The sequence below is a fragment of the Mesorhizobium sp. BR1-1-3 genome, assembly GCF_020165455.1.
GTDB lineage: Bacteria > Pseudomonadota > Alphaproteobacteria > Rhizobiales > Rhizobiaceae > Mesorhizobium > Mesorhizobium ciceri.
Genome location: NZ_JAIUIC010000015.1, coordinates 25,881 through 50,221 on the forward strand (window position 1 = coordinate 25,881; position 24,341 = coordinate 50,221).

The 24,341-nt window shown below is 61.2% G+C and carries 22 protein-coding genes and 1 pseudogene; 18 read left to right on the forward strand and 5 right to left on the reverse strand.

Features of this window, described 5'->3' with window-relative positions; translation table 11 throughout:
• Nucleotides 1-1,341, reverse strand: a complete 1,341-nt coding sequence (locus tag LB559_RS27290) for a hypothetical protein (RefSeq protein WP_224675428.1) — start codon at nucleotides 1,339-1,341, stop codon at nucleotides 1-3.
• Nucleotides 1,342-1,365: 24 nt separating this feature from the next.
• On the opposite strand from LB559_RS27290, the gene LB559_RS27295 reads away from it, so the two are divergent.
• The 11 genes from LB559_RS27295 to LB559_RS27345 all read left to right on the forward strand — a co-directional run bounded on the left by LB559_RS27295 (nucleotide 1,366) and on the right by LB559_RS27345 (nucleotide 10,741).
• Nucleotides 1,366-2,016, forward strand: a complete 651-nt coding sequence (locus LB559_RS27295) for a hypothetical protein (RefSeq protein ID WP_224675429.1) — start codon at nucleotides 1,366-1,368, stop codon at nucleotides 2,014-2,016.
• A complete protein-coding gene (locus LB559_RS27300; RefSeq protein WP_013533202.1) occupies nucleotides 1,899-3,002 on the forward strand; it encodes an inositol-3-phosphate synthase in 1,104 nt (367 codons plus the stop codon). The genes LB559_RS27295 and LB559_RS27300 overlap by 118 nt, the downstream gene beginning before the upstream one ends.
• Nucleotides 2,999-3,595 (forward strand): histidine phosphatase family protein, encoded by a 597-nt coding sequence (locus tag LB559_RS27305; protein ID WP_024502359.1) that lies wholly within the window; start codon nucleotides 2,999-3,001, stop codon nucleotides 3,593-3,595. Before LB559_RS27300 ends, LB559_RS27305 begins: the two co-directional genes overlap by 4 nt.
• A 14-nt stretch (nucleotides 3,596-3,609) precedes the next feature.
• On the forward strand, nucleotides 3,610-4,710 hold the full coding sequence (locus LB559_RS27310) for a glycosyltransferase (protein ID WP_224621630.1): 1,101 nt from the start codon (nucleotides 3,610-3,612) through the stop codon (nucleotides 4,708-4,710).
• Entirely contained in the window at nucleotides 4,710-5,513 is an 804-nt protein-coding gene (locus tag LB559_RS27315; protein WP_024502357.1) for a sugar phosphate nucleotidyltransferase, read from the forward strand. The genes LB559_RS27310 and LB559_RS27315 overlap by 1 nt, the downstream gene beginning before the upstream one ends.
• A 2-nt stretch (nucleotides 5,514-5,515) precedes the next feature.
• Entirely contained in the window at nucleotides 5,516-6,277 is a 762-nt protein-coding gene (locus tag LB559_RS27320; protein WP_224675430.1) for a TIGR04290 family methyltransferase, read from the forward strand.
• A complete protein-coding gene (locus tag LB559_RS27325) occupies nucleotides 6,270-7,202 on the forward strand; it encodes a hypothetical protein (RefSeq protein ID WP_063170148.1) in 933 nt (310 codons plus the stop codon). Before LB559_RS27320 ends, LB559_RS27325 begins: the two co-directional genes overlap by 8 nt.
• A 7-nt stretch (nucleotides 7,203-7,209) precedes the next feature.
• Nucleotides 7,210-8,358, forward strand: a complete 1,149-nt coding sequence (locus tag LB559_RS27330; RefSeq protein WP_013533208.1) for a glycosyltransferase — start codon at nucleotides 7,210-7,212, stop codon at nucleotides 8,356-8,358.
• Nucleotides 8,355-9,341 carry a GNAT family N-acetyltransferase gene (locus tag LB559_RS27335; RefSeq protein ID WP_013533209.1) on the forward strand — a complete coding sequence of 329 codons (987 nt, stop codon included), beginning with the start codon at nucleotides 8,355-8,357 and terminating at the stop codon, nucleotides 9,339-9,341. Before LB559_RS27330 ends, LB559_RS27335 begins: the two co-directional genes overlap by 4 nt.
• Before the next feature lie 3 nt (nucleotides 9,342-9,344).
• On the forward strand, nucleotides 9,345-10,259 hold the full coding sequence (locus tag LB559_RS27340) for a class I SAM-dependent methyltransferase (protein WP_063171475.1): 915 nt from the start codon (nucleotides 9,345-9,347) through the stop codon (nucleotides 10,257-10,259).
• A 305-nt stretch (nucleotides 10,260-10,564) separates the two neighbouring features.
• Nucleotides 10,565-10,741, forward strand: a complete 177-nt coding sequence (locus tag LB559_RS27345; RefSeq protein ID WP_013533211.1) for a hypothetical protein — start codon at nucleotides 10,565-10,567, stop codon at nucleotides 10,739-10,741.
• On the opposite strand, the gene LB559_RS27350 is transcribed toward LB559_RS27345, so the two are convergent.
• Nucleotides 10,742-11,305, reverse strand: coding sequence for a sigma-70 family RNA polymerase sigma factor (locus tag LB559_RS27350; RefSeq protein ID WP_013533212.1), 564 nt, complete (start codon nucleotides 11,303-11,305; stop codon nucleotides 10,742-10,744). It lies immediately after the preceding gene.
• A 290-nt stretch (nucleotides 11,306-11,595) separates the two neighbouring features.
• Between LB559_RS27350 and LB559_RS27355 the strand changes: the two are divergent.
• Nucleotides 11,596-13,707: pseudogene (locus tag LB559_RS27355) on the forward strand (catalase).
• 75 nt (nucleotides 13,708-13,782) lie between these two features.
• Here the strand turns inward: LB559_RS27355 and LB559_RS27360 are convergent.
• The 3 genes from LB559_RS27360 to LB559_RS27370 form a co-directional block, all read right to left on the reverse strand.
• Nucleotides 13,783-14,277, reverse strand: a complete 495-nt coding sequence (locus LB559_RS27360) for a hypothetical protein (protein WP_013533214.1) — start codon at nucleotides 14,275-14,277, stop codon at nucleotides 13,783-13,785.
• Nucleotides 14,278-14,364: 87 nt separating this feature from the next.
• Complete coding sequence (locus LB559_RS27365; RefSeq protein ID WP_013533215.1) at nucleotides 14,365-15,660, reverse strand: Nramp family divalent metal transporter; 1,296 nt, start codon at nucleotides 15,658-15,660, stop codon at nucleotides 14,365-14,367.
• A 253-nt stretch (nucleotides 15,661-15,913) separates the two neighbouring features.
• Entirely contained in the window at nucleotides 15,914-16,579 is a 666-nt protein-coding gene (locus tag LB559_RS27370) for a LysE family translocator (RefSeq protein WP_318014186.1), read from the reverse strand.
• A 148-nt stretch (nucleotides 16,580-16,727) separates the two neighbouring features.
• Here LB559_RS27370 and LB559_RS27375 point away from each other — a divergent pair, with 148 nt between their 5' ends.
• From LB559_RS27375 to LB559_RS27400, 6 genes are all read left to right on the forward strand, one after another.
• Nucleotides 16,728-17,738 (forward strand): ATP-dependent DNA ligase, encoded by a 1,011-nt coding sequence (locus LB559_RS27375; RefSeq protein WP_027164032.1) that lies wholly within the window; start codon nucleotides 16,728-16,730, stop codon nucleotides 17,736-17,738.
• Nucleotides 17,739-17,844: 106 nt separating this feature from the next.
• A complete protein-coding gene (locus LB559_RS27380; protein ID WP_224675432.1) occupies nucleotides 17,845-19,599 on the forward strand; it encodes a thiamine pyrophosphate-dependent enzyme in 1,755 nt (584 codons plus the stop codon).
• A gap of 94 nt (nucleotides 19,600-19,693) precedes the next feature.
• Nucleotides 19,694-20,575, forward strand: a complete 882-nt coding sequence (locus LB559_RS27385; protein ID WP_224675433.1) for a cytochrome c oxidase assembly protein — start codon at nucleotides 19,694-19,696, stop codon at nucleotides 20,573-20,575.
• Nucleotides 20,576-20,727: 152 nt separating this feature from the next.
• On the forward strand, nucleotides 20,728-21,804 hold the full coding sequence (gene coxB / locus LB559_RS27390; RefSeq protein WP_411970128.1) for a cytochrome c oxidase subunit II: 1,077 nt from the start codon (nucleotides 20,728-20,730) through the stop codon (nucleotides 21,802-21,804).
• Complete coding sequence (ctaD, locus tag LB559_RS27395; protein WP_224675434.1) at nucleotides 21,801-23,741, forward strand: cytochrome c oxidase subunit I; 1,941 nt, start codon at nucleotides 21,801-21,803, stop codon at nucleotides 23,739-23,741. The genes coxB and ctaD overlap by 4 nt, the downstream gene beginning before the upstream one ends.
• Nucleotides 23,738-24,340, forward strand: coding sequence for a heme-copper oxidase subunit III (locus tag LB559_RS27400; protein WP_013533222.1), 603 nt, complete (start codon nucleotides 23,738-23,740; stop codon nucleotides 24,338-24,340). Before ctaD ends, LB559_RS27400 begins: the two co-directional genes overlap by 4 nt.
• The last annotated feature ends 1 nt before the right edge of the window (nucleotide 24,341 follow it).

Here is a 24,341-nt window from a genome sequence, read left to right on the forward strand (position 1 = left end):
TCATATCCGGCATTCGTCCAGGAACCGTATCAGCGGCATCCTATATCGGTCTGCCATCTCGGCCAGTCTTGTTTTTTCCCCGCCGTTTTCGGATTGCGCAGCCGTGCTCCAGAGCCCGAGTTGGAATGCCAAATAGCATGGTTCGAAAAAGCCGATGTGGTCATGGTCGATGGCAAGTTCCATTCCCTCGACCAAGGTCCTCACATCGCTGTCGGACAGTCCATACTCGACGCGGGCGCCGGCAATGTCCCACTCAATCGGTTGGCAGCCGATCAAATCATGTGCCCGGCAGTGGTCAACAGCATCTGTCTTGAGCACCGTGCCATCTGCACGAACGAGAAACTCCCACGGTTGAAGCTTTCCGTCGATTTCAACGCGCTGCAGCACATGCGCAAAGGTCGGTTTCGAGAGCCAACCGCGCAACGTCGCTGCGCGTTTCTCGTCCAAGGCTTCCGACGCATTGGAAACAGCCATCTCCGCGAGCGCAAGCAATGATGCACCCGGTTCGCAAGTTCGAAGATTGAGCGCACGCCAGGTCAGGTAGTTTGTGAGCTCCGCGATCAGTCTTTCCCTGGGCAGCGGCGCCTGATCCATCGTGCTGCCGTCAATCCACCGTTCAACCAGAAAGCCATGGCAAAGCGCGACAACTTGCGATCCGAAGCCGGCTTCATGCAACATCGCCGCGGCTCGTTTCTTGCGCAGTCCGGTTTCGCCGAGGCCGGCGAATTTGACGAGCCAGCGGTCACGCCCGGCGGACGCCAGGAATTTACGCCGCTCGGTACCGCGTGGGCTCGGCGGCCAGCGTCCTTCGTCGGCATAGTGGGCGGCCCGCCACTCGCCACCAGATATTTCGGTCAGGTTTAATTCCGGCCTGCCGACCGCCTCGGCCACCCAATCGCGCAGCGTGGGAATTTTCGAGCTTTCGGAGAAGGTGCATTCAAACGCCGTCGCCACATGTTTCGGACAGCGCGACCACGTTTCCCGAGCCTCCGGCGACGCTTCGCTGCCCGGGCCGCCTGAATGGCTGGGAAACAGGTGAATGCGGTCCGTATCGACATCCAGTTCACGCAGCCAAACGACAACGGCATGCATCGAACTGCCGGACAGGCCGGGACCCTCGTCGACAACGGCGAAACGCGCCGATGGATTGTTCTTCCAGGCGGTGATCGACCGCGGATCGGCGTTGATGTGCCTGTGGAAGGGATGGCCGATCGGACGAACGCTGAATGGCGCCGGCGCGCCAATCGAGGCCGCCACCATAGCTGCGAGCCCAAGGCCAATGCTGCGGACACCGATAACGCATGTGTTCGCATCGAGCCCCGACTTCTGCGCCGCGTCCAAATAGCTTTCGGGATAAAGCGCATAATGCGCATAACCCTCGGCGGAGCCGGTCAGAACCTCGGCCTGACAGTCGAGCCCGGCCAGCAGCTTGAGAAGTCCCGGATCGATGCCACCGCCAACGTTGAAACCGCTTCGCCACGACTTCGCTACCTCTGCCGCAAGTCCGACCAGCAGCCTGGCGCCTTGCTGTTGCCGTGGCGAAAAAATGTCGATGCCGCAGGTTCCGAAATCGACGTCGGCAAGCGCCTGAACCAGCTCCGACACGCTGATGAACAGTCCGACCAATGCAGCATGGCGTCGGATGCCATGAGACATCCGATCAAGTCTTACGGCCATTTCGCCTGCTGCTTCGCGAAGCTGTTGTGCGTCCTGCGTCCGCTTGTGGTCGCCGTAGACGATCATCGATCGGTTTCCAATGCTTGCCGTGCGGGAACGCATCGGATGCGGCTTCGATCCATGCTGTCTCGCGCAATTTTTCGATGGGCGGAGGAACATTCCGGCAAGCTGATGGTTCGGCGCCAGGAACTTACCTTTGAACAACATAGGGTGGCGGTTTCGTGGGATCGAAAAAGGTTCGTGTTGGTATCGTTGGGGTCGGCAATTGCGCATCCTCCCTGGTGCAGGGCCTCTCGTTCTATCGTCACGCTAAAAGCAACGAACCAATCCCTGGGCTGATGCATGCCGACCTCGGCGGTTACCATGTCGACGACATCGAGATTGTCTGCGCATTCGATGTCGCCAAGAGCAAGGTTGGCCTCGACGTCGCGGAAGCGATCTACGCCGCCCCCAACAACACGTTCCGCTTTGCCGACGCCATGACAACCGGCGTTCGCGTCGAGCGCGGACCGACGCTGGACGGGATCGGCAAATATTTGCGCGACGAGATTGAAGAAGCTCCCGAGCCGGTTGCCAATGTCACCGAGATCCTGCGTGACAGCAGCGCTGACGTGCTGGTTTCCTACCTGCCGGTGGGTTCCGAGGAGGCGACCTGCTTCTATGCCGAATGCGCACTCGAGGCCGGCTGCGCCTTCGTCAATTGCATACCGGTCTTTATCGCCTCACGTCCGGAATGGCGACGGCGCTTTGAGCAGCGCGGGCTGCCGCTGGTCGGCGACGACATCAAGAGCCAGGTCGGCGCGACCATCGTGCATCGGTTGCTGGCCAATCTCTTCCGTGAACGCGGCGTACGCATCGACCGCACCTATCAACTGAATTTCGGCGGCAACACCGATTTTCTCAACATGCTGGAACGCGAGCGGCTGGAATCGAAGAAAATCTCCAAGACACAGTCCGTGGCCAGCCAGTTCGATGTTCCCCTGGAGCCGGGCAACATCCATGTCGGCCCGAGCGACCATGTGCCTTGGCTCACCGATCGCAAGTGGGCCTATATAAGGGTCGAAGGCACGACCTTCGGTGGCGTGCCGCTCAATGCCGAGCTCAAGCTGGAGGTCTGGGATTCGCCCAACTCGGCCGGCGTGGTGATCGATGCGGTACGCTGCGCCAAGCTGGCGCTCGATCGCGGCATAGCCGGCGCGCTGACCGGTCCCTGCAGCTATTTTATGAAGTCGCCTCCCGAACAGTTCACCGACGCCGAAGCGCGGCAGCGCACGCTCGCTTTTATCGCAGGCAAGGACGAGCCTTTGCTCGATGCCGCAGAATGACGACGACCTTCTTTCTGATCCGCCATGCGGCACACGAAAATGTCGGCTCCTATCTGGCAGGCCGTATGGACGGCGTTTGCCTCGGCGATGCCGGTAAGGCGCAGGCAACGCAGCTTGGCTGCCGCATGGCCCGGGAGCCCATCGTCGCGATCTTGTGCAGCCCGCGCGAGCGTACCCGAGAGACGGCGCTGCCAGTTGCGCTCGCCTGCGGTGTCGGAGAAATCGCGATCTGCGCCGAACTTGACGAGATCGACTTCGGCGACTGGTCGGGAAAGACTTTCGATGAGCTGAATGGCGACGCCAGCTGGCGAGCCTGGAATGATCAGCGGCAAGTGGCAAGGACACCGAGTGGCGAGACCATGCACGATGTCCAGCAGCGCGTCGTCGCGGTGATGAATGCTGTCCACGAGAAGCATCAGAATCAGTGTGTCGCCCTGGTCAGCCACGCCGATGTGATCAAGGCCGCCGTCTGCAAGGTCCTTGGCTTGCCGGCCGGCGACTGCTTTCGCTTCGACATCGATCCCGCTTCGATCACGACGATCGTGTCGGGGGACTGGGGGGCGAAGCTGATCCGATTGAACGAAGTTGCCTGACGAGGATTTGCCGGATGCAGATGGTCATTTTCGGTCTTACCGTCACGTCTTCATGGGGCAACGGCCATGCCACCTTATGGAGGGGACTGATCCGAGCCCTCGCCCGGCGCGGCTGGTCAGTTACCTTCTTCGAACGCGACACGCCCTACTATGCCGGAGCGCGCGATCTTGATCGCCTGAACGGCGGCAACGTCGTGCTCTACCCGGACTGGGAGGACATCCGCCGGGTCGCGGAGCAAACAGTCAAGCAATCGGATGTCGTTATCGTCACCTCTTATTGTCCCGACGCCGTGGACGCCTCGCGGCTGGCGCAGCAGGCAGGCCGCGGACTGCGTGTGTTCTACGATCTGGACACTCCGGTCACGCTTGCCCGCATCGAACAAGGTGAGCGTCCACCCTATTTCGGCCCTGAGGGTCTTGCCGATTTCGACCTCGTCCTGAGTTACACCGGCGGCTCGGCGGTCGACGCGCTGAAGACGGTTCTGGGTGCGCGCCATGTGGTGCCGCTCTATGGGCACGTCGATCCCGACCAACACCGGCCGGCAGAGAAGCGGGCCGAATTCGCCGGTGATCTGTCCTATCTCGGGACCTACGCGGCGGATCGCCAGGCCGGCGTCGAAAAGCTGCTGGTCCGCACCGCCGCGCGTCTACCGGATCAGCGCTTCATCATCGGCGGCGCACAGTATCCGCAGGAATTCCCGTGGGGCGACAACATCTTCTTCGTCAGGCATCTGCCACCGGCCGATCATCCGGCGTTTTTCTCATCCTCCCGACTGACGCTGAATGTCACCCGCGAGGCGATGGTGCAAAAAGGCTGGTGTCCTTCGGGCCGGTTGTTCGAAGCGGCGGCATGCGGGGTGCCGATCATAACCGACACCTGGCCTGGCCTGAGCAGCTTCTTCGAACCCGGCAGCGAGATCCTGCTGGCCCACGACACCGATGACGTGGTCGCGGCGCTCGCCTTGCCGGCAGATGAACTCGATGCCATCAAAACCCGTGCGCGCGAACGGGTTCTGGATGAACACACTTCTGCCCGGCGCGCGGCGGAGCTGGACCACATTCTAAACGACGCCTTTCAAAGATCTCCCCGCGAACCGATGATGGAAGCAGTCTGATGTTGGGCATTGTGCCCGCTGCCGGGCGCGGCAGCCGCATTCAACCGCTCGGCTTCTCGAAAGAGCTGCTGCCGGTAGGCAGTCGGATCGATGGACAGACGGAGCGTCCCTGCGCGGTGAGCGAGTACCTGGTGCGGCGGATGGTGCGCGCCGGCGTCGACAAGATCTGTTTCATCATCGGATCGGGCAAATCCGACATTCTCGAATATTACGCCGCCGGCTATGGTGACGCTGCGGCTCTGTTCGTGGTGCAGCCCAACCCTGTTGGACTTTGCGATGCGATTTTTCGGGCAGCGCCTCTCGTCGCGCCCGACGAGACGGTTTTGATTGGTTTGCCCGATACGATCTGGTTCCCCGAGGACGGCTTCTCCTGCCTGCCGGATAGTTCCCTATCGTTTCTGCTCTTCCCGGTGGACCGCCCGGAATTTTTCGATGCCGTGGTTCTCGACGAGGGAGATCGGGTGAAGGAAATTCAGGTCAAGCGGCAAGACGCTGCTACGAACTGGATCTGGGGGGCGTTCAAGATGCCGGGCCGGATCTTGCACCAACTCGCTGCACTCTGGCGTGAACGGGACCGGCGTGACGAATATATCGGCACCCTGATCAATGCCTATCTGGCTGCCGGCGGTGAAGCCTACGGTGTCAGGGCCGGAGTCTCCTACGTCGATGTCGGCACCTTCAACGGCTATCGCACGGCTCTTCGGCTGCTCGAAGAGGGCGTCGCATCCGAACAACGCCAAACCGCCATGCTTGTGGGTGGAGCACACCCGCATGTGCCTGTCGTTCCCGGCGAAGGAGCCTGACCATGCTGCATTCCCATGCCGAAATCCGCCGCCGTATCGATGCTCTCGGCCCATGGTTCCACAACATGGAACTGGCCGGTGTCGAAACCGCTCCCAACCATTTTCTCGGCAATTACCCGCTGATCAAATGGCGCAAATTCGCCGAGGCCATTCCCGCGGATCTGACAGGCAAGACGGTGTTGGATATCGGCTGCAATGCCGGCTTCTATTCCGTCGAGATGAAACGGCGAGGTGCTGCCCGTGTCCTCGGCATTGATTTCGATGAGGCTTATCTGGCGCAGGCCCGCTTTGCCGCCGAGATCGCCAATTGCGAGATCGAATTCCAGAAACTGTCGGTCTACGACGTCGGCGCCCTGCGCGAAACATTCGATATCGTGCTGTTCATGGGGGTGCTTTATCACTTGCGCCACCCGTTGCTTGCGCTCGACCTTATCCGTGAGCATGTCGCCGGTGATCTGATGATCTTCCAGTCCATGCAGCGCGGCAGCACCGATCTTCCCGAGATGGAAGAGAACTATCATTTCTGGACGCATGACCTGTTCGACCGGCCGGAATTTCCCAAGCTCCATTTCATCGAGCACCGCTATGCCGACGACCCGACCAACTGGTGGATACCCAATCGAGCCTGCACCGAAGCGATGCTGCGCAGCGCCGGTTTCGAGATCGTTCTGCACCCTGAGCAGGAGGTCTATTTCTGCCGGGCCGCAGGCGACCCGGCCAGTGGCGGTCCCGTCTACCCCTCGAAAGGACAGCGCCATGATTGAAGCCGCGATGATCTGGAACGAGCCCAACAACAAATCGCATTGGGATCCCGAGCTCGACCCCGACTGGAGCCGCTTCGCCAGGATGGCAATCCTGGCGGCGGACGCAATCGCATCTGAAAACCCGGCTTTGACCAAAGTGCTCGGTGGCATCTCGCCGATAGACCCGGGATTCATCACCCGCATGAAGGAATTCGGCGTGCTGGATCATGTCGACGCCGTCGCCGTGCACGGCTTTCCGCTCGACTGGAACCTGTGGCAAATCCAGGAATGGCCGCAGAAGATCGGCGAGATCGCGACCGTCACCGACCTTCCCATCTGGGTCAGCGAAGTCGGCGTATCGACCTTCGGCGCCGAGGAAATCCAGGTCTGGGGGCTCAAGCGAACAGCTGAATTGCTGCTCGGCAATGCACCACGCGTCCAGTGGTACAGCCTCTACGATCTTCCGCGTGAATGGGAAGCAACGACGCGTCACCGCGAAGCCGAAGGCTCCTCTTATTACCGTCATTTCCATATGGGGCTGCTGCGCCAGGACGGCACGCCAAAGCCCGCGCTGGAGGAATTCCTGCGCTATACACCCGCAATGGGACTGGTGCAGTGGTTTCATTTCGAAGATCCGCGGCTGGACGACGCTGTCGCCTGGCTGAAGCGGCTGGGTGTCACCAATATGCGTACCGGGCTTTCCTGGGCGGACAGTTTTCGGCCGAATGCGCTGGACTGGTTCGACCGGCAGATGGAAGCACTCGCCGATTTCGACGTGACGGTCACCTTCTGCTTCACACCTCAGCATCGCGGAATGATGCCCCACCACACCAGCCCGCCACTGGTGCCGGAGGAGTTCGCGGAATTCTGCTCAACCATGATCCGCCGCTATGCGCCTGGCATGACATCCGCCTCGCTCCCCACGCGGCGGGCCTCGGCCGCGTGAAATCGTCATGCTGCCCATGCATCAGATGCCGGACTTCGCAACACCACTGACAGGTGGGGATGCGGCGCAGGGCACCGGGACGCAACCGGCCGCGACACTCACCGTCCTCAATGTCGCCTACCCTCTCGCGCCCGTCGGACCCGACGCTGTCGGCGGTGCCGAACAGGTTCTGTCGATGCTCGATCGGGCGTTGGTTCACGCCGGCCATCGATCTATCGTCATTGCTTGCCGTGGCTCCAGCACGAGCGGCACGCTTGTGGAAATACCGGCCGAAAACGGCATGCTCGACGAGGCGGCGAAGCGCCGCGCGCAAGAGGCCCATCGCAAAGCGATCGCCGCTGCCCGCGCCCGATGGCCCATCGATGTGGTTCATCTGCACGGCATCGATTTCGACGCTTATCTGCCCGACGATGGTCCGACCTTGGTGACCCTCCACCTGCCGTTGGATTGGTATCCGGCCGCGGCATTGCGCCCGACGCGTGGCGACCTCTGGCTTCATGCGGTCTCACCCAGCCAGCAGAAAACCGCGCCATCAGGCGCCAGGCTGACGGCACCGATTCCGAACGGCGTCGACATCCAAGCACTGAACCTGCCGCAGCCGAAGCGCGACTTTGCCCTGGTTCTGAGCCGGGTTTGCCCGGAGAAGGGCATTCACCTGGCGCTCGATGCAGCCAAACTAGCAGGCGTTCCGCTGGTCGTCGGCGGTAAGGTCTATCCCTACGAAACACATACGCGGTACTTTCGCGACGAGGTCCAATCTCGCCTCGATGGCCGCCGCCGCTTCCTTGGTCCGCTCGGCTTCACCGCCAAGCGACGCTTTCTCAACGCAGCGCGCTGTCTGGTCATTCCGAGCCTCGCAGCCGAGACCAGCTCGCTTGTGGCCATGGAGGCCCTCGCCTGCGGTGCCCCGGTAGTCGCCTTTCCAAATGGTGCGCTTCCCGATGTCGTAGAGCACGGCAGGACGGGCTTTCTCGTCGACACGGTCGACGAGATGGCCCAAGCCATTCTTGCGGCGCCCAGCTTGGATGCCGAGACATGCAGGGCGGAGGCGCGACGGCGGTTTTCGCTGGAACGGATGATCTCGTCTTACATGGACGCTTATCAGGCGCTGGCACAGCTTGGCACTGGTCGCCGGCGCTTGGCTGCGACGCCGTGAGCAAAGCGGTGCTGCGCTGCGAAATCATCGGTGACCCCGCGCAGTTCGACGCCTTGACGCCGCACTGGTGGAAACTGTGGCAGCAGAGTCCCTCGGCGACGCCGTTTCAATCTCCCGCCTGGCTGGTGCCATGGTGGCACGCATTCGCACCCGGTGAACTGGCGACAGTCGCGGTCTGGCACGGCGGGGATCTGGTCGGGCTGGCGCCGTGTTACCTGGAGCATGGGACGGCTGGTTCGAAGCTGCTTCCGGTCGGCATTTCGCTCAGCGATTATCTGGACATCCTGGCTGTCCCTGGTATCGAAGCCGAGGTTGTCGGCATTATCACCGAGTCGATCTTCACGATCGGGTGGGCGCAATGGATCTTGTCGGACTTGCCACAGGACAGCGTCGCCCTTGCGATGAAGCATCCCGAGATGGATCGGCCGACCGCCCATGCCGCCTGCCCCGTGCTCGCCATCGCCGGCGACGAAACGCTGGCAGGCTGCGTCCCCGCAAGACGCAGACGCCAGTTGCGTCGGGCGCGCCAGGCGGCATCAAGATGCGGCCGGATTGCGCTGTCATCGGCAAACGGCAGTCCGCAAACCTTCCTCGATCAATTGATCCGCCTGCACAATGTGCGATGGGCCGAACACGGAGGGGGTGTGTTGGCCAACCCCGCCGTCGAGCAATTCCATCGGCTCTCGCTTCCCTTGCTCGATGCTCATGGTCTGGTGCGATGCTGGCTGCTCGCGATCGATGACAGGACCATCGGTGCCTATTACGGATTTCACCACCGCGGCCGTGCCTACGCTTATCTGGGTGGGTTCGACCCTGCTTATGCCGAGGAGAGCCCGGGCGCGATCCTGATTGGCCACGCAATCGTGGAGTCGATCCGCGAAGATGCGCGCGAGTTCGATTTCCTGCGCGGCCAGGAGGCCTACAAATATGGCTGGGGCGCCGCCGACAGGTGGACGATGCGCAGGGTCTGGACGCGGAGTTGACCCATGAGTGTAACCGCACCGAAAGGCGCCCAGCGCCGGACATCGGTCAGGCTGGCGGTTGAAGACTGCATGGCCGACGGTATTTGCGCCGAAGGTGTTCTCGTCAGGCTGGCGCTCCACCTGCCGCCCACAATTGGGGCAGCGGAATTGGCGGAGGTCGTGCTGAAAGTCCGTCCGGCGGATACCGGCGACGCGGCAAGATTGCGGAAGGTCGCCGGACTGCTGCGCTGCAAACCAGACGTCTTTGCCATGTTGCGAGCGACGGGCGGCGCCGTTCGCCATGAGCGCAATGAGGACGAGACGAATGCCGATGTCGTCATGCGGCTGGCGTCCAGCTTCGATGCCGCGGCAGCGATTTCGGGAGCCGCGAGTGTCCAACTGGCGTCCCTCGGCGATGTGGAAAGGCTCACAGCCACGACCAACGAAATCGTCGCATGGCTGGAAGCCCGAGAATTCACCGGAAGGGAACGGAGCATTCTCGACATCGGTTGCGGCATCGGCCGTTTCGAGCGTGCGCTGTGCAGATCCTTCAAGCGGATGGTCGGTATCGATATATCGTCGCGAATGATCTCCATCGCCTCAGAGCAATGCGCCGCACTCGGCAATGTCGAGTTACGACAAACCTCCGGTCTCGATCTGGCCGATTTCGACGATGCCAGTTTCGATTGCGTGCTGGCGGTCGACAGCTTTCCCTATCTGGTTCTGGCCGGCATGGCAGAGCGGCATTTCGAAGAAATTGCGCGCGTTCTGAAACGGCCGGGCTGGCTCGCCTTGCTGAACTATTCCTATCGCGGATCGCTTTTCTCAGACCGCGACGATATCGGCCGTCTGGCGCAAGCTCATCAATTGCGGGTCCTCATCGACGGTGAGAAGCCGTTTCGATCATGGGATGGCAACGCTTTTTTGCTCGCTCGGTGAGACGGAACATTACAGCACGATGCCAGTTCGGACGTCGAGCAAAGGGCACCAACGAGTGTCCTCGATTCGAAGGAGGAGCGCGGGCTGGACGGCAATCGGATCAAGTCCGAAGGATTACGCCGCTAATCGATTGCCGAAGGACTGAACGCCACCGCGCGGGCCTGTGGTCCGCGGGGCGACCAAGGAGCAAGGAAATAAACCTGTGCAAGGGTCCGCCGGTCAGCTTCTCGGCGGTGGACACAGGCTTGTAATGCCGGGCGCTTATCACCACACTACGATCAAGGGACCGCTATCAAGAGAATGTGATGTCTCGTTCGAGCGACGATACCGCGGATCCGCATGTCGAGATGGCGGTGGATCGGGAGATTGCCTCCCTGCTGGCAGCCATAGAGCAGGAAAAGATTCCGGACCGCCTCACCAAGCTGGCGATCGAATTGCAGAACGCGCTCGTCGAGAAACGTCGGCGCGACGCGAACAACTGACTATCTGCGGCTGTCGACCTCGACGTCGAGCTGACCGTCCGACAGCTGGTTTCTCCTCTCCATCAATGTCTCCAGCGAACTCTCCCCTAGGAGTTCAAGGATGTTGGCGCGCGCACGGTTCAGGCGGCTTTTGACCGTCCCGACCGCGCAACCGCATATATCGGCGGTTTCCTCGTAGCTCACTCCCAAAACGCCGATCAGCATCAGCACCTCGCGTTGGTGTTCAGGCAGTCTTTGAATGGCGCCGTGAACTTCCCTGCTCTGAACAGTCCATTCCTGGGTGGCTTCCGAAATTGGTCTCGAAGAGGCGCAGTCGAGCAGGCCTGGCGCCTCCCGGGCAGCGATCTTGACCCGGGTATAATAGGTGTTGCGCATGATGGTGAAGAGCCACGACTTCATTCGCGTACCGGGTTCGAACTTGTCGATGTTGGCGAGACCCTTGGTCAGTGTCTCCTGCACGAGATCGTCAGCATCGTCGGGGACGCGGCAGAAGGTGCGGGCGAATGCCCGCAGGGCGGGTATCAGGTCAACGATGGAAACTTCATTGGTTTCCTGGTCGGCCAAAAGGCAGCCTCCGGATGACAATGGTCCAGCTCCCAGAAGAAAGAGTGTGTGAACGCAGCCTCAGCTAAATGCATGGAAGTTTGGTTCGTTCCTCTTGCTGGAGACAACTCTTCACAATTCTTCGCGGGCGGAGATGTCTGTCATGCGATCGGCGCATACCATCGCCGCAGCAGCGACGCCTCCTTCGACAGTGGTATCTACAGCGTCCGCTTTTTTACGGGAACAAAGCCGTTCACCGGCAGTTTGATGGCTTGCCACTTCAACCTTCCAGTATCGATCGAGGACCTGTCATGGCCAAATCCGCTCGCCCCTCCGCTCGCCAATCGGCAAGTGGACTGGATCAGAATAGCGCGCGCGGAAATGGCGGCGAGTTGCACCAGATCGCGGGAGACGACACGCCTGTCCTTACCACGGCGCTCGGAACGCCTGTCTCCGACGACCAAAACACATTGCGGATCGGTGAACGCGGACCATCGCTGATCGAAGACTTTCACTTTCGCGAGAAGATTTTCCACTTCGACCACGAACGCATCCCGGAACGGGTCGTCCATGCCCGCGGCTATGGCGCGCATGGTTATTTCGAGACCTACGACTCACTGGCCAAATACACACGTGCCGACATTTTCCAGCGAGCTGGTGAAAAGACGCCGGCATTCGTTCGTTTCTCGACGGTTGCCGGCAACAAGGGCTCGTTCGATCTCGCCCGCGACGTGCGCGGCTTTGCGGTCAAGCTCTGCACCAAGGAAGGCAATTGGGATTTGGTCGGCAACAACATTCCGGTCTTCTTCATCCAGGACGCCATCAAGTTTCCCGATCTGATCCACGCCGCCAAACAGGAGCCCGACCGTGCTTTTCCGCAGGCACAGACGGCGCACGACAATTTCTGGGACTTCATCAGCCTGATGCCGGAATCGATGCACATGGTGATGTGGATCATGTCGGATCGCGCCATCCCGCGTTCCTTCCGCTTCATGCAAGGCTTCGGTGTGCATACGTTCCGCCTCGTCAACGCCAAGGACGAATCCACCTTCGTCAAGTTCATCTGGAAACCGAAGCTCGGCATGCAATCGGTGGTCTGGAACGAGGCGGTCAAGATCAACGGCGCCGATCCCGACTTCCATCGCCGCGATCTGTGGGAGGCCATACAGGCCGGCAATTTCCCGGAATGGGAGTTGACGGTGCAACTGTTCGATCAGGCGTTTGCCGACAGTTTTGACTTCGATATCCTGGACGCAACGAAGATCATTCCCGAAGAGGTTCTCGAACCAATTCCGGTCGGTCGGCTGGTGCTCGACCGGATGCCGGATAATTTCTTCGCCGAGACCGAGCAGGTTGCATTCATGACGCAGAATGTGCCGCCCGGAATCGATTTCTCCAACGATCCGCTTCTGCAGGGCCGCAACTTCTCCTATCTCGATACCCAATTGAAGCGGCTGGGCAGTCCGAACTTTACCCATCTGCCGATCAATGCGCCGAAGTGCCCGTTCGCCCATTTTCAACAGGACGGGCACATGGCCATGCGCAATCCGGCCGGTCGCGCCAACTATGAACCGAACTCATGGGGACTGGGACCGCGCGAGGATCCGCAGCGTGGCTTCCGTTCTTTCTCCGATGCCGAAGAAGGGTAGAAAGTACGTCTGCGCGCGGAGAGCTTCGCCGATCACTACAGCCAGGCCCGGCAATTCTTCAACAGCCAGACACCACCGGAGCAGCGTCACATCGCAATGGCGCTGACGTTTGAACTGAGCAAGGTCCAGGCCCCGGCGATCCGCGAACGCATGGTTTCGCATTTGTTGAACATCGATGAAACGCTGGCGACCACGGTCGCCGACAAGCTCGGCATCCGTGACATGCCCGAACCTGCCGAAGCCGCCGTTCCACCGCGCGATGACTTGCCGCCGTCGCCGGCGCTCAGCATCATCCAAAACGGGCCCGACAGTTTCGAAGGCCGCAAAGTCGGTGTCATGCTCAGCGATGGAGCCGATGTCGCGCTGTTCGAGGAACTTCGTTCCGCCATCGAAGCGGAAGGCGCGGTGATGGAGGTGGTTGCGCCCAAGGTGGGCGGCGTCGAAGCCGCCGACGGCACCCACATCGAAGCAAGGCACATGATCGACGGCGGTCCATCCGTTTTGTTCGACGCGGTGGTGCTGCTCCTCTCCGAGGCGGGCGCCGGGCTACTGGTCAAGGAGGCCGCTGCGAAGGATTTCGTGTCTGATGCGTTTGCGCATTGCAAGTTCATCGGCTTCACCTCCGGGGCCGAGCCGCTCCTGATCAAAGCAGGCGTCGCTCCCGATGCCGATGAGGGGCTGAGGCGGCTGGATTCGGCAGCTTCGGTAGCTGCGTTTGTGCAGTCATGCCGCAAACTGCGGCTCTGGGCGCGGGAGGCGGCTGTCAAACTTTGATGCGATGGCGTCAGCTGTTTCCGTTGGCGCGTCCGCACTCTTTGGTTTGCCGCCAACCCTAGCCGGCACCGCGGTCTACGAGCGATCTTCCTTGCTGGACGCTTGTCGCCGCTGCTTCTCCAGGACCTCGTCGGTCCCGACCAGCTTCTTTGCTCCGCCTGAAATGGTCGTGGACACCACCGAAGGCGGATCGCTCGCCGGAAAGGAATCCTCCAACCCCGCCTGCAGTTGGTCCTCGAGCGTGCGTGGTTCTTCGGACCGGCCGGGCGTTCTGCGCGTGTCGATCTTCTCCAGCGACTGTTTCTTTTTCGGCGAATCGTTGGCGTTCCGGACCAGGGCGTAAAGCTGCTCGATCGCGAGTTCCTTGATCGTTTCGAAATCGGCCCGATCGTCCTTGGCAGCCTCGATTTGATCAACCATGGCTTTCTCGAAGCGGTCGAGGCTGTCGCCTCCGCAGGCATGGGAAAGGCGCAACAGGGCTTCGTTCAGCATCAACGGAGCGAAATGTGCTGAAGCTTCAAGCCTGAGTTGCCTTAAACGGTCCGGAGTTGCGGCCTGCAACTTTGACATGGACAACCTCCTTTCTCCCACAAGCGTCTCAACGGGATTTGACCGCCGATGTTCCACCGTGCCTGAACATCTGTCATGCCATGCGAGCTACAAGAACCAGCTTGCCACCAATCCCGCCGACGCCGCAAAAATCGCCAAGGTCGTCACGCCGCCCAGGATGTTCGTGCTTGTGCTGTTGACCTTGTCGCCCATGATCTTGCGATTGTTGGTCATGATGAGGATGAGAAGCAGCAGCGGCGGCGTTGAAAATCCTTGCACGATGCCGGACCAGACGAGAGCTTTCATCGGGTTGAAGCCGAAGAAATTGAGACCCACCGCCACCAGCGTTATGACCCCGATCGCGATGTAGAATTTGGGAGCCTGCCGGGGTTTGGCATGCAGGCTATTCTTCCATCCCATCGCCTGGGCGAAATCGAAAGCAGCGCCAGCGGTCATGATCGGCACGGCCAGGAAGCCGACGCCAATTACACCGGCCGCAAAGAGAATGCCGGCAGCGTCGCCGGCAAGCGGCCGCAGCGCTTCGGCCGCCTGTGCCGCTGTCTCGATCTGCGTGTGTCCGGCCTTGTAGAGCGTCGACCCGGTCGAAAGGATGATAAAATACATGATCAGATTGGAGAACGTCATGCCGATCAGGATATCGCGGCGGGATCGGCGCAGTTCACCCTCGGTGGCGCCTTTGCGCTCTTCGAGGCTCGTTCGACCCTTGGCGATCTCCTCCTCCACCTCCTGATTGGACTGCCACGTGTAAAGGTATGCGGAGAGAGTGGTCCCGACGATGGCGACGAGGATGGACAGGTACTCTCGGCTGAACTCGATTTGTGGCAACAGCGTGCCACGCAGGACGGAAGCGGCATCCGGTTTGGCAAGCACTGCGGAGACCACATAGGCAAGCAGAGCCAGAGCCAGCCACCGGAACACATTTCGGATCAATTTGTACGACCCGAGCACCTGCAGGGCAAAAATGACGACCGCAACGGCAGTGACGACCAACGGAGCAGGCAGCGGAACGAACAGCACAATAGCCGCCGACATGGCGCCAAGGTCGGCGGCTGCCTCGATCGTGTTGCCGATCAGCACGCCCACCAGCACGAACCATAGCAGCCAACGCGGATAGAAGTCCGATATGACCTGGAAAAGCCCGCGACCCGAAACCTGGCCAAGTTTGGATGAAAGGTAGACGACGAGATACATCATCGGCAGCGTGACAGGTGCCGTCCACAGCAGGTCGGGGCCGAACCGCGCTCCGGCGCTTGCGTAGGTACCGATGGCCGAGCAGTCATCATCGGCCGCGCCGGTGATCAGGCCAAGCCCAAGCGCCCGAACGACGCCGCCCCCTTTTCGCCTGCTTTCCCTTTGGCCAGCATTCTCGGGCGGCTTGTTCATTGAAGGCGCGTCTTTACCGGGGCCACGCAAGAAATCATGACGAACATTCCAATCGCATGGCGATGAAGCGTTGCAGCTGCATTGAGATCGAGATTCGAACCTCCGGTCAGGTTTTTTGTTCCTGGACACGGTCCCGGCCCGCGACGGCGGCGGAGCCGAACGTCAAAGCGAATGCTCCGTTTGCCTGAAGAAGAGAATGCATGTGTCGAAGCCAGTCCTTCAGGCGACGTGGCACAAAAGCTATTTCTTGAAGTCAGCGGCTCGTACTGCCGCCGATCACCATCCGCACGCCGAGGCCGATGATGAGACAGCCGGCGAGCCGCTGCTGCCAAAGCCTTGCGCGAGGGTGCCGCATGACCCATGCGCCGACCGCGCCCGATGCCAAGGCGCAGGCTCCCAGCACCAGCACACCGGTTATCTTCTGTGTTGCGCCAAGCAGCACCAGTTGCAACGTGACGGAGCCCCTATGCGGGTCGACAAATTGCGGCAGGAACGCAACCATGAACATCAAAGGCCAGGGATTGCTCAGATTGGCGATCATTCCTTCCCGGGCGGCGGCGAGCGGCCGCAGGGCCTTGATGTCACCTGTGGGAATGGTTGCCGAGGCTGAAAGCAGCAGCCGGAAACCCAGCCACATGATATAGGCCGCCCCGGCCCATCGAAGCAGATTGAACGCCACCGGCGAGGCGTGGACAAGCGAAGACAGGCCGAATGCAATCAGCGGAAGCTGCACCAGTCCGGCGCCCAGCGTCATGCCGAGTACCGTGAACAACGCCACGCCGCGCCCGTGTCCGATGCCGCGGGCCATCACCAGCATGCTGTCGGGGCCTGGCGGCACCTGCATCAGAATGACGGTTCCGACAAAAGCTGTCCACAATGAGAGGTCGATGGGCATCTCCTTTCGCGCCGCCGATGACATCAAAGCGGCCAGCCGTCACCGGGTTCCGGCGGCAAATGAAAATGTCCATCGCGAAGGACCTGCCATGAACCCGTCAGATGGAACGCGGTGCTGTCCTGGAAGTTGAAAAGCCGGAGCCGTTCCTGAACCGGTTTTGGAGGCCTGATCCGTGCATGAGCCGATAAACGCCTTCCCGCTCCCGCTGGATACGTCTCCGATGGAGGCCAGGCTTGCCGATGCAATCCCAAGGGATGGGAACCGCTGGCAGTACGAGCCTAAATGGGACGGATTCCGCTGCCTTGCTTTCAAGAGCGACGACACCGTTGACCTGCGCGCCAAATCCGGCAAGCCGCTCGGCCGCTATTTTCCGGAAATCACGGAGATCCTGCGTGACCTCAAGCGCGGGCATTTCGTCATCGACGGCGAGATTGTCATCGAGGTGGACGGTGAGCTTTCCTTCGAGGCGCTGCAGATGCGTCTTCACCCGGCACAAAGCAGAATCCGCAAACTGAGTTCGCAGACGCCTGCCAGTCTGATCCTCTTCGACATGCTTGCCAGGCCGGGCGGCGAGGTCATCACGGGCAAACCACTTGTCGAAAGGCGGCGAGCGATCGAGGACTTCGTGACCTCCTCGAACAGTCCGGATCTTCGCCTGTCGAAGTGCACTTATGATGCAGCGACGGCGGCTCGATGGCTGAACGGGGCCGGCCATGCATCGACCGACGGCATCGTGGCCAAAGTGCTCGACGAGCATTATCTGTGCGGCGAACGTGCGATGGTGAAGGTAAAGCCGAGGCGCACCGCCGATTGCGTTGTCGGCGGTTTCCGCTATCTCGCGGGTAGCCGTGAGGTCGGCTCACTGCTCCTCGGCCTCTACAATGACGACGGCAAGCTCGATCACGTCGGCTTCACGTCGACCATCGCCAGGACCGACAGAGGAGCGCTCACGCGCCGGCTGGAAGGGCTGCGGTCAGAGCCCGGATTCACCGGCAAGGCGCCCGGCGGCCCGAGCCGCTGGAGCACGGAGCGCAGCGGACAATGGGAGCCTTTGGAACCTGAACTGGTGGTGGAGGTCCGGTTCGACCACGTCACCGGCAATCGGTTTCGCCATGGCACCAAACTGCTGCGCTGGCGCCCCGACAAGGCGCCACGGCAATGCACGTTCGAGCAGATCGAATAGACCGCCCCAGGAAGATCGCCCCAGAAACCTGTCACGATTTATTGCGACGAAGGAACCAACTCGGGATTCACCGGTTCGGACACCATCCACCCGGAGCTACCCTGACATGCCAAATGCAGCAGAAATTCTGATCGACACACTCGTCGCCTGGGACGTGGAGGTGGTGTTCGGCTTGCCGGGAGACGGCATAAACGGGGTCATGGAAGCGTTGCGGACGCGGCGCGACAAAATTGCCTTCGTTCAGGTCCGGCATGAAGAGTCGGCTGCCTTCATGGCATGTGCGTATGCCAAGTGGACAGGAAAGCTGGGCGTGTGCCTTGCGACGTCCGGCCCCGGCGGAACACATCTTCTGACCGGCCTCTATGACGCCAAGCTCGACCAGGCTCCAGTGCTGGCGATTACGGGCATGCAGTTCCACGATCTGATCGAGACGTTCACGCAACAGGATGTCGATCTGACGCGCGTGTTCAACGATGTCTCCGTTTATAACGCCCATGTTGCCGACGCCGCGCATATGGAAAACGTCGCCAGCCTTGCCTGTCGAACCGCGCTGGCGCGCAAGGGCGTCGCCCATCTTTCGATTGCCAGCGACATCCAGGAGCAGGAGCGTGATCCGTCGAAGCGCTCCAAGCGCAATCGCCCGGCGCACACGCCGCAGGATATGTTCGCCGGTCACAGCGTACCGCTGGACGTTGAGCTCGACAAAGCCGCCGCCATTCTCAATGACGCTTCGCGGGTTGCGATCCTGGCCGGGCGCGGCGCCATCGGCGCGGCCGCCGAACTCGAACACACGGCGCGCCTGCTGCAGGCGCCTGTCGCGAAGGCTTTGCTGGGCAAGGCGGTGCTGCCGGACGACCATCCCTACACCACCGGCGGGATCGGCATTCTTGGAACCCTGGCTTCGCAAGAGGCGATGGAGAACTGTGACGCAGTGCTGATTATCGGTTCGACCTTTCCCTACATCGAATACTACCCGAAGCCCGGACAGGCCCGTGGCGTCCAGATCGACTGCGATGCGCAACGGATCGGCTTGCGCTTTCCGGTCGAGGCCGGCCTTGTCGGCGACGCGGCAGAGACATTGCGCGCGCTCAACCAGCGCCTGACGCAAAAGCCCTCGGATGAATTCCTGCGCCGTTCCCAGGAGACCATGAGAAAATGGCGCGAGATGATGCGGCAGTCGGAAGACATGCAGGCGCAACCATTGAAGCCACAAGCGATTGCCCGGGCTTTCGGACAAAGATTGGCCGACGACACAGTGCTGGCCACGGATTCCGGTCAGAATACGGAGCTGGCCGCCCGCCATGTCGATCTTCGCAGCGGCCAGGCATTCGGGGTGTCCGGATCGCTGGCGTCGATGGCGTGCGGTCTGGCCTACGCCATCGCTGCCGGCATAGCTTTTCCCGGTCGACCGGTCGCCGCTATCGTCGGCGATGGCGGCTTTGCCATGCAGCTCGGCGAATTCTCGACGGCGGTGCGCTACAAGATCCCGCTGAAGGTTCTGGTGATCAAGAACAACATGCTCAATCAGATCGCCTGGGAGCAGATGATGTTTCTGGGCAACCCGCAATTCGGTTGCGAACTGCAGCCGATCGATTTTGCCAAGGCGGCAGAAGCAATGGGCGCAAAGGGTTTTCGCATCGAGCGGCCCGATCAGATCGAGACGGTTCTCGACCAGGCTTTCGCCACGCAAGGCCCTGTCGTGATCGAAGCGCTGGTAGATGCCTATGAGCCGCTGATGCCGCCCAAAATGCCGGCAGACTACGCCAAGAACTTCCGCCAGGCCCTGCCGCGGACGCCGGGACACGAACGCATAGAAGAAAATATCGCCCGTGAGCCGGCGAAATCGATGATGGATGCCTAGAGGCGGCGCAGGGAGGTGGAACAGCGCGCCTCAGTGGCTTCATTCTGAATCTTTCCAGATGAACCCGCGCTCTTCCGGGTGACGGATGCGGATCATGAGCTTCGACGCGCTCTTTTCGACCTCGATTTGCTATGGCAACGGCGCTCCGCAGGCTGGTTGGACTCTGGCGCTACCCATCACATTGCCACTGGCGGCAATCCTTTTGCTGTATGTTGCCGGCGCTGGCCGGCTGTGGCGACGGAGCGGACGTGGACGTCGCTTGCGATCCCGGCAGGCCTTGCTGTTTGCTGCCGGCTGGTCCGTCCTGGCGTTCGCCCTTGTAAGCCCGATCCATGCATTGGGCGAACATGTGTTTGCGGCGCACATGATCGAGCACGAATTGCTGATGGCGGTCGCAGCGCCTCTGCTGGTTGCCTCCCGCCCGACGGCGGCGATGATTTGGGCCTTGCCGGTACAGCTGCGCCAGATATTCGGAGCGGCCGGACATGCAAATGCGCTTCGGGCGGTCTGGGCGTTCATCAGCCGTCCTGTGGTCGCGACCGTCCTGCACGGAGCCGCGATATGGATCTGGCATGTCCCGGCGCTGTTCGAGGCTGCCCTCCAGCAGGGCTTCCTGCATTATGCCCAGCACGCGAGTTTCCTCGGTAGCGGGCTTTTGTTCTGGTGGGTGCTGCTGCCTCGCCTTGGCCGCGAGCAGGCTTGCGGCAATGCCGTGATGCATCTTTTCTTCACCTCCCTCCACACCGGGCTGCTCGGGGTGTTGCTCGTCGTCTCGCCCAGGCTGTGGTATCCGGATAATGCGATCGGCTCGGATTTATGGGGGCTCAACCCGCTCGAGGACCAGCAACTTGCAGGCTTGATCATGTGGATTCCCGCCGGCCTGATCTATGGCGGAGCCGCACTGCTCCTGGTCGCTTTCTGGATTCAAACGAGCAGTCGGCGGCAACAGGCTTTCCAGCAGTTGCGCATCGTCTAACCCGCACCGCTTCGCGTCGGTTTTCAGCCGGGCGGTGTTGCCAAGCATCCTTTTTCAGTCAGCCGCGTTATGGCCTTGGCAACGATGGTGGATCCTTCATGGCGAGGTGCATGAGTCCGTTGGCCAGCTCTCGCAGGCTGACACGACCGCGAATGTCGCTTGCCCCCACATGTCCTAGGCAAATCTTGCCTGGCACCGTTCAGGGAACGGCCGCGCAACGGCGTTTGAGGGCGATCAGCGCAGCGCCGATATTGGCCTTGGCAGGATGCGGCGACAGGCAATCGGCCCTCCATGCACACGGTGCGAATGCCCGGAGAATCCTTGATCTGATCTGGTCCTTCAGCGCAATCGCAGTGGCCACGTGGCTGCTTGTCATGTTGATCCTGGCGGCAGCGCTTTTGCGTCGTCGCCTGTCCGAGACAACGCGCTCGCCGCTCGAGATCGATTCTCGTCAGGAGCGCCGATTTACCCGCGCTGTCGGCAGCGCCATTGCGTTGACCGTTCTGGTGCTCATCATGATGACGATAGCGAGTTTTTTCGCCGGCAAATCCATTGCTTCGCTGAGTGGAACGGAAACGCTTGCCGTGCGCATCACCGGGCACCAATGGTGGTGGGAGGTCCGGTATCCCGGAGATGATCGGTCCCAATCGATCGTCACGGCAAATGAAATCCATGTCCCGGTTGGCGAACCGGTCAAGGTCGAACTCGATTCGCTCGATGTCATTCATAGCTTCTGGGTGCCGAACCTTGCCGGCAAGCGCGATCTCATTCCGGGCCGGCCGAGTGAGCTCACACTCATCGCCGATAAGCCCGGCATCTATCGTGGCCAGTGTGCCGAATTCTGCGGCTATCAGCACGCCCATATGGCCATCACCGTCATCGCGGAAAGCCGCGAAGCGTTCGAAGCATGGCAATCCAGGCAAAACGCCGTCGCATCCGCGCCTGGCGGCGACGAAGAGCGCCGCGGCCAACAGGCATTTCTGTCCACCGGCTGTGCGCTCTGCCACACGATAAGAGGCACGCCTGCCAGCGGAACGGTGGGACCTGACCTAACTCATCTCGCCAGCCGACGCGCACTGGCCGCGGATACGCTCGCCATGACCCCTGGCGCGCTCGCCGCCTGGATCGCCGATCCACAGTCGATAAAGCCCGGCGCCAAGATGCCGCGCATTGCCCTTAGCGCCGACGATTTCAACGCGGTCGTCACCTATCTCGGAAGCCTCGAATGAGTGGCCTTGCGGGAAAGCCGGCCGAGCACACTCAGGAGGCCCTGAAAGGCATCCGTGACACCGGTCTCGAAGAGGTGAGACTGCGCGCCTTTCTGGCGCATGCCTGGCGAACGCCGAAAGGCTTCTACGGCTGGCTGGTCACGGTCGATCACAAGCTGATCGGACGGCGCTATATCGTGACGGCTTTCCTGTTTCTCATCCTTGCGGGTCTGTCAGCGCTCGCCATGCGCTTCCAGCTTGCCCAGCCTGAGGCCGGCCATGTCGGTCCCGATCTCTACAACCAGCTGTTCACCATGCACGGCACGACGATGATGTTTCTGTTTGCCGTGCCGGTGATGGAAGCTTTCGCCATTTACCTGGTGCCGCTGATGATCGGCACTCGCAATGTCGCTTTTCCGCGGCTCAATGCATTCAGCTACTGGGTCTATCTTTCCGGCGGGCTGATGATCTGGATCGCCTTCGCCTTCGAAACCGGTGCGGATGCCGGCTGGTTTTCCTATGTGCCGCTCGCCGGACCCGAATATGGCATCGGCAAGCGCCCCGATTTCTGGGCGCAGATGGTGACCTACACCGAAGTGTCCGCCCTCGCGGTAGCGGTCGAGATCATCGCGACAGTTTTCAAACAACGTGCCCCCGGCATGTCGCTCGACCGCATCCCGCTCTATGTCTGGTCCGTCCTCGTTACGGCTTTCGTCATCCTGTTCGCCATGCCGGCCGTGATGGTCTCGAGCACAATGCTGATCCTCGACCGCCTGGTCGGCACAAAATTTTTCGACCCCGCAGCAGGCGGCGATGCACTGCTGTGGCAGCATCTGTTCTGGTTCTTCGGCCATCCCGAGGTCTATATCATCTTCATTCCGGCGACCGGCTTCGTTTCCGCGATCCTGCCGACCTTCGTTCGCCGCCCGGTGTTCGGCTATCTCGGGATCGTGCTGTCGTTGATCGCGATCGGTTTTCTTTCCTTCGGCCTGTGGGTGCACCACATGTTCGCTACCGGCCTGCCGCAACTCGGCGAGAGCTTCTTCACCGCTTCCTCGATGATGATCGCCATTCCGAGCGGCGTTCAGATCTTCTGCTGGATTGCGACGATCTGGGGCGGCCGGCCGATCTTCGCCACGCCCATGCTTTTCGTTCTCGGCTTCATCTTCACCTTTGTGATCGGCGGCCTGACCGGCGTCATGGTCGCCTCGGTGCCGCTCGACCTGCAGGTGCACGACACCTATTTCGTGGTTGCCCATTTCCATTATGTGCTGGTCGGGGGCGCCGTCTTCCCCCTGCTCGGCGCCGTTTATTACTGGTTTCCCAAGATCACCGGACGCATGCTGTCCGAGAGGCTCGGCCGCTGGAATTTCTGGCTCGTCTTCCTTGGGTTCAATCTCACCTTCTTCCCCATGCATATTCTCGGTCTGCAAGGCATGCCGCGCCGCGTTTATACGTATCCGCCGGCGAGCGGCTGGGGCGAGATGAACCTCTTCATCAGCCTCTCTTCGCTGGTGGTGTTCGCGGGCTTCGCGCTTTTCTTCCTGAATCTCTTTCTCAGCCTCCGCAACGGCCGCATTGCAGGAGACAATCCCTGGGGCGCGAGCACGCTCGAATGGGCGACGACGTCGCCGCCGCCCTCCTACGATTTTTCGCGGCTGCCCGTGGTAACTCACCGCGAACCGCTTTGGGCCGAGCCCGATGTGCTCCCAGTGGTCGAAGGTCTGCGTGTCGACGCCCGCGAGGTGCTCGCCGGCACGGTCGCCGATGCGATGCCGCAAGTAAGGGTACCATCGGCTGACAACTCGATCTGGCCGTTGCTGTCGGCCATCGCAGTCGGCGGCGCATTTCTCGGTTCGATATACACGCCGTGGGCGGTGGTCTGGGGAGCGATCCCGGTTTCGATCGGCTTCATCTGCTGGTTCTGGCCGAAAGGCGAACCGGAGGACGAGGAATGAGGCACCGCCCCGTCGCCGACGTCAGTCACCTGCCCACATACGATTTCGGGTCAGCGAGCCCGATGTGGTGGGGAACCCTTGCCTTCATTGCCCTCGAGGCAACCGGTTTTGCCTTGGCGATAGGCACTTACTTCTATCTGGCCGTGCTGGCCCGGCATTGGCCCATTGGGGCCCCTGCGCCAGATCTGCTGCCGGGGACGGCAGTACTGGTTATTCTGGTTGCGAGCGTCGTGCCCAACCACATGATCGAGGTTTGGGCACGTCGCCAGGACCTGGCGAAAGTTCGCCTTGGCATGGTCGTCATGTCGATCGTCGGCATTCTTCCGCTGATCGTTCGCATCTGGGAATTTCCGGCTCTGCGGATTTCCTGGGATCAGAACGCTTACGGATCGATCGTCTGGTTCCTGCTCGGGCTGCATACGACGCATCTCCTTACCGATGTCGGCGACACGATCGTCCTGGCGGTTCTCATGTTCACGCAAAAAGGCAAGGCAGGCCGCCGCTTCAGCGACGTCTCGGACAACGCCTTCTACTGGGACTTCGTCGTCGTCTCATGGGTCGTGCTCTATCTTGTTATCTATTGGGCTCCGAGGATGTGAG

What these genes read in the sequence shown, in the direction of transcription:
- LB559_RS27295 (WP_224675429.1), top strand. Translation starts at nt 1,366, where the DNA reads ATGCGCATAACCCTCGGCGGAGCCGGTCAGAACCTCGGCCTGACAGTC.
- LB559_RS27305 (WP_024502359.1), top strand. Translation starts at nt 2,999, where the DNA reads ATGACGACGACCTTCTTTCTGATCCGCCATGCGGCACACGAAAATGTC.
- LB559_RS27310 (WP_224621630.1), top strand. Translation starts at nt 3,610, where the DNA reads ATGCAGATGGTCATTTTCGGTCTTACCGTCACGTCTTCATGGGGCAAC.
- LB559_RS27315 (WP_024502357.1), top strand. Translation starts at nt 4,710, where the DNA reads ATGTTGGGCATTGTGCCCGCTGCCGGGCGCGGCAGCCGCATTCAACCG.
- LB559_RS27320 (WP_224675430.1), top strand. Translation starts at nt 5,516, where the DNA reads ATGCTGCATTCCCATGCCGAAATCCGCCGCCGTATCGATGCTCTCGGC.
- LB559_RS27325 (WP_063170148.1), top strand. Translation starts at nt 6,270, where the DNA reads ATGATTGAAGCCGCGATGATCTGGAACGAGCCCAACAACAAATCGCAT.
- LB559_RS27330 (WP_013533208.1), top strand. Translation starts at nt 7,210, where the DNA reads ATGCTGCCCATGCATCAGATGCCGGACTTCGCAACACCACTGACAGGT.
- LB559_RS27340 (WP_063171475.1), top strand. Translation starts at nt 9,345, where the DNA reads ATGAGTGTAACCGCACCGAAAGGCGCCCAGCGCCGGACATCGGTCAGG.
- LB559_RS27345 (WP_013533211.1), top strand. Translation starts at nt 10,565, where the DNA reads ATGTCTCGTTCGAGCGACGATACCGCGGATCCGCATGTCGAGATGGCG.
- LB559_RS27360 (WP_013533214.1), bottom strand. Translation starts at nt 14,277, where the DNA reads ATGTCAAAGTTGCAGGCCGCAACTCCGGACCGTTTAAGGCAACTCAGG.
- LB559_RS27365 (WP_013533215.1), bottom strand. Translation starts at nt 15,660, where the DNA reads ATGAACAAGCCGCCCGAGAATGCTGGCCAAAGGGAAAGCAGGCGAAAA.
- LB559_RS27370 (WP_318014186.1), bottom strand. Translation starts at nt 16,579, where the DNA reads ATGTCATCGGCGGCGCGAAAGGAGATGCCCATCGACCTCTCATTGTGG.
- LB559_RS27380 (WP_224675432.1), top strand. Translation starts at nt 17,845, where the DNA reads ATGCCAAATGCAGCAGAAATTCTGATCGACACACTCGTCGCCTGGGAC.
- LB559_RS27385 (WP_224675433.1), top strand. Translation starts at nt 19,694, where the DNA reads ATGAGCTTCGACGCGCTCTTTTCGACCTCGATTTGCTATGGCAACGGC.
- coxB (WP_411970128.1), top strand. Translation starts at nt 20,728, where the DNA reads ATGTCGCTTGCCCCCACATGTCCTAGGCAAATCTTGCCTGGCACCGTT.
- ctaD (WP_224675434.1), top strand. Translation starts at nt 21,801, where the DNA reads ATGAGTGGCCTTGCGGGAAAGCCGGCCGAGCACACTCAGGAGGCCCTG.
- LB559_RS27400 (WP_013533222.1), top strand. Translation starts at nt 23,738, where the DNA reads ATGAGGCACCGCCCCGTCGCCGACGTCAGTCACCTGCCCACATACGAT.